This is a genomic window from Cupriavidus basilensis (assembly GCF_029335485.1).
In the GTDB taxonomy this organism is placed as follows: Bacteria; Pseudomonadota; Gammaproteobacteria; order Burkholderiales; family Burkholderiaceae; genus Cupriavidus; species Cupriavidus basilensis_E.
In genome coordinates this window covers 1-7,653 of record NZ_JARJLM010000008.1, presented here as the reverse complement: position 1 = coordinate 7,653, position 7,653 = coordinate 1, and the positions used below count along the sequence as shown (strand labels likewise).

At 64.7% G+C, this 7,653-nt stretch carries 6 protein-coding genes and 1 pseudogene; all 7 read right to left on the bottom strand.

Annotated elements, in window-relative coordinates; translation table 11 throughout:
- Nucleotides 1-181: 181 nt before the first annotated feature.
- The gene (gene icmH, locus P3W85_RS00620) at nt 182-1,006 is read right to left on the bottom strand and encodes a type IVB secretion system protein IcmH/DotU (protein WP_276263347.1); all 825 of its coding nucleotides are present in this window, start codon (nt 1,004-1,006) and stop codon (nt 182-184) included.
- 1 nt (nt 1,007) lies between these two features.
- Complete coding sequence (tssK, locus tag P3W85_RS00615; protein WP_276263346.1) at nt 1,008-2,348, bottom strand: type VI secretion system baseplate subunit TssK; 1,341 nt, start codon at nt 2,346-2,348, stop codon at nt 1,008-1,010.
- Nucleotides 2,345-3,286 carry a type VI secretion system lipoprotein TssJ gene (tssJ, locus tag P3W85_RS00610; RefSeq protein WP_276263345.1) on the bottom strand — a complete coding sequence of 314 codons (942 nt, stop codon included), beginning with the start codon at nt 3,284-3,286 and terminating at the stop codon, nt 2,345-2,347. The genes tssK and tssJ overlap by 4 nt, the downstream gene beginning before the upstream one ends.
- Complete coding sequence (tagH, locus tag P3W85_RS00605; RefSeq protein ID WP_276263344.1) at nt 3,283-4,635, bottom strand: type VI secretion system-associated FHA domain protein TagH; 1,353 nt, start codon at nt 4,633-4,635, stop codon at nt 3,283-3,285. Before tagH ends, tssJ begins: the two co-directional genes overlap by 4 nt.
- On the bottom strand, nt 4,632-5,651 hold the full coding sequence (tssG, locus tag P3W85_RS00600) for a type VI secretion system baseplate subunit TssG (protein ID WP_276263343.1): 1,020 nt from the start codon (nt 5,649-5,651) through the stop codon (nt 4,632-4,634). The genes tagH and tssG overlap by 4 nt, the downstream gene beginning before the upstream one ends.
- Nucleotides 5,615-7,384: a type VI secretion system baseplate subunit TssF gene (gene tssF, locus P3W85_RS00595; RefSeq protein ID WP_276263342.1), complete on the bottom strand. Its 1,770-nt coding sequence runs from the start codon at nt 7,382-7,384 to the stop codon at nt 5,615-5,617. The genes tssG and tssF overlap by 37 nt, the downstream gene beginning before the upstream one ends.
- A gap of 29 nt (nt 7,385-7,413) precedes the next feature.
- Nucleotides 7,414-7,653: pseudogene (locus tag P3W85_RS00590) on the bottom strand (GPW/gp25 family protein); the annotation flags it as partial.

The following is a 7,653-nucleotide window of genomic DNA, read 5'->3' as shown; positions in this document are numbered from 1 at the left end:
GAAGTCGATATCGGGGGCGTGGCTGGCGAGATCGAGTTCGAGGCGGTCGAGCTGTGAGAGGCCTTCGTCGAGGGTGAACGCGACGACGTCGAGGTCGATCTTGCCGTCGGTGCCGTGGATGGTGAAGGTGAAGCGCAGGTCGGATTGGGTGGGCATGGTGGCCTCCTGCCGTGGTGGCGCGTCAGGGTTTGAGGATGCCGTCGAGCGAACGCAGGACAAGCTCGGAGGTATGGCCCAGCCTTACCGCGAACAGGGCGTAGACGCTGAGCAGCACGCCGGCTACCAGTGCCCAGGGGCTCCATGCGGGCCATTGCCGGCTGATGCGATAGCGTTGCGAGGCCACGTTGGCTTGCGCATCGGTGAGTTGCTCGGGCGGCTCGCCGCGCAATTGGCGCAGGATGCGATGGAGCTTGAGAATGATGGCGTTGAGCGACTCTTCCTGGTTGTGTTGCAGACCGTACTTGCCGCGAAAGCCCAGGCAGAGGCAGAAGTACTTGAACTCGAGTACGTCCCGATACTGTTCGGGTTCCATCTGCATGCGCGCGAGCACGGTGAAGAATTTTTCGCCGCCCCAGGTTTCGTTCTGGAAGATGCTCAGCAGCGAGCGTTCCGTCCAGACCGAGTTGGCGCCCCACGGTGTGTCGAGCACGGCGTCGTCCACGAAGCTGCACAACGCGTAGCGGTAGGCGCGCAGCGTGGCGATGTCGTAGTTGTGACGGCGCACTTCTTCGTCGATGGCCGAGATCTGGTCGTGGATCGTCGCGTGCAGTGCGTCGACGTGAGCGTAGGCCTTCAGGCGCCGCAGACGGATGACCAGGCCGAACAGGGGCATGGCGGCGTCAACCAGCGGGTTGACGCTATGACCGCGCAACTGGAACGCAAGATCGACGTCGTAGTCGAGCAGCTCGACGGTATCGAAGGCGATATCGGGCTTCTGGTCGATGCTGGGCGACGGCGGTGTACGGTGAAAGTTGCGGTCGCTACCGATGGTGACGGTGGTGCTCATGTCATTGTCTCCTGATTGCCCAGAACTCCAGCTCCAGTCCCGGGAAATCGCCGGAGACGTGGAAGCCGAAGCCCGAGGTCTGCTGCATCATCTGGTGCCAGCTCGGGTGGCTGCGATCGAGCTGGAAGTAGGTGAACCCGGCGTGGTACGGCAGATGCCGTGGCGCGACGGGCAAGGGGGACAGCGGGATACCAGGTAGTTGCCGCCGGACGAGTTCGCCCAGCTTTTCCATGGAGGCCACCTTGGATTGCTGGAGGAAAAGCTGGCGCAGTTTTTCCAAGGGCATTTGCGCGGAGACGGCGAGAATGAAGTCGGCCTCTTCGAGCAGCGTCGGCTCGGCCACGGCAGCGGTGAGCGTGCCGTATTGCTGCTTGCGGATCGGCAGCGAGATCGCGCGGGGTTGCAGTACCGTGGCGAGATAACGCCGCAGGGTGGTTTCTAACGGCCGGAAGCCCGCGGCCAGGTCGTCGTGGCGGTAAGCCGGCAGCTCGGGAGCCAAACGCCCTTCCTCCATGAAGGTGGCCAATTCGCCGCATGCTTTCAGGAAGGCGACGTAGGCCACGGCCGGATGCGCGTTGGGCAGGCGGGATAGCGCTTGCAGTTCGACCTGCATGCGGTTGAGCGCCTGCAACAGGTTGAAATCGGTGATGTCGGCGACACCGGCCTGCCCGGGCGTACCGATGCGCGCGGCGATGGTGCGCGCGCGCTCGCGCATGAGCGTGGCGGCTTCGCCCAGGAAGCCGGCCAGCGTGGGTAAGGCGAGCAGGGTCAGGCTGGTGGGGTAGAAGGTGTCGTCCAGCAGCAGGCTGCCGTCCGCGCGCCTGCCGCGAATGCGGGCGACGGCGAGGCTCGTATAGGCGCTGCGGTCTTTTTGTTCAATGGCCAGTTGCAGGTTGGGGACCGCAAGGTCGATCGGCCGGTCGTCGCCATGGAGACTGTGGGTGTCGCGGATGTCCTCGGTACGCATGACATAGCGATGCCGTGCGTGCGCCTCCGGCCAACGGATTTCCAACTCGCCATCGGAGCGATGCGGTAGCGTCAGGTAGACGATCTGGTTGTCGGCGGTGTCGTCGGCCACGACCAGCGGCTCCGGGGGCGGCTGGTCGTGCGGGATGTCGAACACGGTGCCATCCTGCATCACGCCGCTGGCGCGGGTGATGGCCAGCTTGCCGAAGGCAAGCAGTTCCTGGTTGAGCTGCAGTTCGCGGAAGCCGTAGGGGTAGGCGGCCACGGCATCGAAACGGCTGTTGGCCTGGTGCTCGAGCACCCTCACCAACTGCTGCAGGTGTTGCGGCTCGAAGAACGTGCCTTCACTCAGGACGATAGGGTTCTTGCTGCTCAATGCTTGCTCCTGGGTGATGACGAGGGCGCGGGTCGCCGGCTCTCGTCGATGATGGAAACGTGGTTGCCTTGCATGGACACCAGCAGGGCGTATTTGCGTCCGCGCGGCTCCAGCCGGTAGACGTCTTTCCACACGGCGTCGTTGGTGCTGCCGAAGTCGGCGACGATGGCGAGATAGTTCGCTTCCTCGTGCAGCGGGCGGAAGGACAGGAACTTGAACTGGCCAGGTAGCAGTACGTAGTCGTCGGCGCGCAGGAAGGTGCTGCCCAGTGCCTTCTTGATGTCTTGCTGGATCTGATCGAAGGTGGCGTTGAGCAGCAGCGAATCGTCCCTGAGCTGGATGATCCGGAACGCGATGGGCATGGCGGCCTTGCTGGCCGACGCAGGCGGTGGCGCATCGTCCGCCAGCGCATGTTCGGCGCGGTACTGTCCCGGCGCGAGGCCACCCGCGCGGTCCGTCGTATTGGCGGCCGCCAGGGGTAAGGGCGTGTCGAGATCGGCCTCGTCGGGCTGGTATCCGGGCGGCGGCAAGGGGCTGCGCAGTGTGCCGCGCGGTGGCTCCGCAGCGACGGTGGGCAGCGGTGCGCCTTCGGGCGGGTTTTTTTCGAAGTGCCCGAGCAGCTCGCGCAGACTGGCGATCAGCTCAGCCCGGCTACGACTACTGAAATTGACGGCGAAAGGCCCATTGCGCTTGCCGATGTCCAGCGGAAGCGGCGCTACGCTTGCCGATGCGGCCGCAGGCGGGTCGCTCTGCGCATTGGGGTTGACGTCCGGGCTTGCATAGAGGCTGAGCGCGACCTGCGTCGGCTGATCGTCGGCGGAGCCGACCTGGATGGACGGGTCCATCAGAACCTGGCCGGTCTTCTTGAGCGCGTTCCCTACGGTGCTGCAGCCGCTCAGCAGGGTAGCCAGCAGAAGGATCGTCAGCGCCCGAGTCATCGGGGCTCCGTTCGCAGGGCACGATCGTAATGTTGGGCAAAGACTTCCCAGAAGAGCTTGTCGAACCCACGTTGCCGCTCGGAGCGGAGTTCGTCGTAGTAGCTGGCGTACATGGTCCAGGCCCAGTCGGATTCGCCTGCGGTGGCGCGCGGGTCGGGGCGGTAGCGTTGGAAACGTTCGATCAGTAGTGCCGGGTCGAAGGCCTGCAGCAGCGCGTCCAGCCCGCCCTCGATGCCGCGGACGATGGCTTGCTGGTGACGCCGTACCTGGGTGAGGCTTTCCTCGACGGCGGCCGGCGCCGTGAGATGGACCGGGCTGCGCTGACGGGAGAACAGTGCCTGTACCGTCTGCGCATAGTCTTGCCCGAGGCGAAACGGGTTGTCTTCGATGGGCTGCAGGGTTCGGTTCTGCATGGCGATTCGCTCGTGTGCGTGCAGCGGTGAGCGATACAGTTCGAGCAAGCCGCGGATCATGGCCGCCAGCGTGAGCCCGATTTCTTGCATGAGCCGGTGACGTGACGGGCCGTCCAGATCACCCAGCGGGACGCCTAGTCCTTCGAGCAGGGTGGTGATGGCCTCCGCGCTGCCGCCTTGATCTGGGTGTGCGTCGGTATCCCAAGCGGAAGCAGTGTCGGGTGTGAGGTCGTTCGATGACATGGGGTGATCTCCGCGAGAGAGGTGAGGCGAGCCGGTGAAGGCTTCGAAGCGTGTGTGGGCGAGGTCGGGGGGCGCGGGCACCTCGGTCATGCCGTAGTGCCTGGGGTCGAGCGGCGCGCTGGCGCGCTCGGTCTTGCCTTGCGCTGCGATGGCGTCGAGAGCCTGCAGTGGGTCGAGCAGTTCCTGGTCCAGCGGTCGCAGAAGATCCAGGGGCGACCGGGATTCGGGCAATGATTCGGCGCCGTCGTCGGCAGGAAGATCCGGCAGTGTGTCGGCGTCGGCGCGGTCCGGGTCGAGCAGCTCGTCGATGCTGTGCTCGGCAAGATGGCGGCCGGGATCGGGTAGCGTATGCCCCGCTTCCTCCAGATGCACCGCGACGTGGAACGGCCCGATCAAAAGGCGGTCGCCATCATGCAATCGCACGCTGACGTCCTGGCCGAGCGGATCCGGGCTGTCATTGATGCGTGTGTGGCCGCAGCGATCCACCATGCAAAAGGCGCCATCCTCCAGCAGAATTTCGCAGTGGCGCTGCTGCACGTGGCCGCGGCTATCGGCCAGCACCCAATCGGCGGCGATGGACCCGATGATTCCGCCTGCCGGACCGAAGTGGTGACGCGGCAGGCTACCCAGCCGAAGGCCTTGCGGGTTGGTGACCACCAGGGCGACTTGTGCGGAACGTTCGAAGGTGTTCATTGGCGCACCTTGACGCGTACCGCGGGCGCGCGATCGCCGTTTGATTGCTGCAGAAAACTGGTCCAGCCCAGATGGCTGCCGTGACCGCGGGCGATATTGAACGGGCGCACTTCACCGTCGCGCAGACCCAGTTCCAAGTCGTAGGCTTGCGGCTCGCGCAGCAGCACGTCGATCAGTTTGCACAGACGGGGAAACTCGGCGCCGTTCGGCAGAAAGTCACGGAACCTATCGCGGGTGAGGCCGGCGATGCGGATGGTGAACTTGCTTTGCCGGGTGCGAACGCGCCTGCCGAGGACAAAGCTTCGACCGAGACGGCAATTGGCTTCGCCGGGCAGGTTGCGCTGGTCGAGCGGCACGTCGGCGTAGCGCAGCTCGAACGACCGGATTTTCACCGATGGTAGATCGAAGCAATGCGCGATGATGCCGGCGACCATGGAGGGGGCGCGGCTGCGGCTGGCGACGACGCCTGCGAAACTCAGCAGGCGGCTCCACGCGATGGGTGTGTCGCCGCGCATCCGGGCATCGCCCAAGCCGACCAGCGCGAACACGCAGCGCGAGAACTGGTCGGTGGCACCGGGCCGAAAGCGCACGAAGTAGCGGTACTTGCGCCACGTGTGGTGCAGCAGCGTCAGCAGACGATGATTGATGGCGTCAACGAAGGCTGGACGGATGCCGATGCCTTGGCCCGCTTCGAAGGCGAGGCGGTCCAGGTAGTGGCCCGGCAGCGGCGAGTCGGTGCCGTGCAGGCCGAAGAATGTGGCTTGCACCAGGTAGTCGCTGGATGAGCCTTCAGGCAGGCGTTCGGCGTGAACGACATCCGAAGCGGGAAAGCCCAGCCCGGCGTGCGCAGAGAGCCGCACGCGCTGGCGCGTTGGCCGCAGGCGGTCAGGTGCCTCCAGGTCGTCGCCGTGCAGGCGATGCAATCGCTCGAGCAACTGGAAAAAATCGTGGTTCCGGGCGTCGCCCAACAGGACATCGGCTAGATCAGCGGTTGGACGCCGGTGTGCATGGGCCATGTGTATGTCTCGTTGTTGGTCGTGTTGACAACTTCCAGCACGTGGAAGGAATTGATGCTCGCGTACAGCGCGAAGAAGTGGCTCAGCACGGTGCCGAACAGGAACAGGTCTCCCTCGCAGAGAAAGCCCGCCTGGTCCAGCTTCAGGCGCGTGCGCATACCGCGCACCGGTAGGCCGCGGATGAGGCGGTCGATGGGCGCGGTCTCGGCCCCCACGATGGCGTTCAGGCGTTGCTGGCTTGCCCTGGCGCGGCGAATGTCGTGCAGGGCGGCGAAGTCGTAGGCGCGCAGCACGGCCTTCATCGGCTCGACGGAGAGCAGCGACAGGTAGTTGAGCGACAGATTGGACAGCAGCGTCCACAGCAGCTCGCCGTCGAGGCTAGGGCGATACGAGGGCGTGGGCACGGAGATATTGCGCAGATGCAGCTGGCTGGCGGTGCTCTCGCCGCTCAGGTGGATATCGCCGATGCCCAAGGACAGCGGCAGATCCCGGTTGGTGCAAGTCAGCGTGAGGGAGACCGTCTCGTTTTCCCCGATGTAGTCCGCGTCGTCGGCGCGGACGAAGGCAATCCGATGCTGCAAGCCTTCGTTGTCGTAGGCGCGCTCGATGCGCGTGCGCTGATAGAGCGAGTTGCGTCCGTGGCTGTGCTCGATCTCGTGCAGCAGCGACTCGAAGGGCGGGTAGGTACGCAGATATCGGCCGCGCTTGCCATGGATGTCACGGGCCCACCCGGTCACCTCGTCGACGCTGAAGATTTCGTAGGCGTCGGGGCGCGGGCCAGACGGCACAATGAGCTGGTCCACGGCGCGGCCATTCAGGTCCATCGGCTGCGCATCGTGTGTGAATAGATTGACCGCCGGCGTGCAGTGCAGCGACAAATCCCTGTCGGTGATGCGGATGTCGACCGGCATCGGCCGCTTGAAGCGAAACTCCACCGTGAACTGTGTTGCCTTGTGCGCGGGCCACAGCCGGCGCAAGCCCGTCAGCGAGAAGTAGAAAAAGCGCTGGGGGAATACAAAGTACTCCTGCAGAACCCGGTATCCATCGAACACGTTCTGCGGATAGGGCAGCAGGGCGTCTTCCGGATCGAAGCCCGCGAACTTGAGTTGATCCGGGCGCAGGCGACGCGACGTTTCGCCAACGATCAGGTGGACTTCTTCCAGATAATGCGCCAGCCAGAGATACAACGTCTGCGCGGTGGTGTCGTCTCCACTGAGATGGAATTGCAGCGCATCACATCCCAGTGCGTCGAGCGGCAGATCCTGGCTGGTCAGGCTCAACTGCGCACGCATGACGGACCGTTCCCGCGAGTGCTCGGCGTCGACCTTGGTCAGATCGAACGGCCACACCCAAAGGTCGTGGCAGGTGCGGTACTCGCAGGGGATGCCGTCGACGGGCTCGGATTGAATCCGCGTGCCGCGGGGAATGAGCTTGCCCTTGGTCAGCTCCACCTGTGTCGCTTCGCTGTGCACCGTGGTCATGCTCGGAATGGGGCGCAGGTAGTTGGGCCAGAGCATCTGCAACAGCGAGTGGATCAGCTCGGGAAAATCGGCCTCGAGCTTGGCGCCGAGCTTGGCGGTGAGGAAGGCCGTGCCTTCCAGGAGTCGTTCGACATCCGGGTCGTGCGCGTTTTCGCCCAGGAAGTGCGTCAGTCCCGGGTTATCCTGCGCGAACTTGTGGCCGGACTGGCGCAGAAACTCCAGTTCCTGCCGGAACAGCTTTTTGAAAGGCATCGTGTTTCTCTTCCCCCCGTGATGCGGGCTTACGTGACGCTGGCGATATGTGCCGCTCCCGAGAACGCCAGGTCGAACTCGACCTGCTCCTCATCGCTCCCGAGTCGTACCTCGCACAACAGCCGGAACCGCAGGTCGGTCGGCGCTTGCGTGTCCTCGCAGGGGCGGGCTTGCAGTACCCGTACGCGCGGTTCGTAGCGTGCGATAACGGCGCGTATTTCTTCGCACAGATGGGATCGAAGATCGGCGCGGCTCAGCGCCGGGTCGTT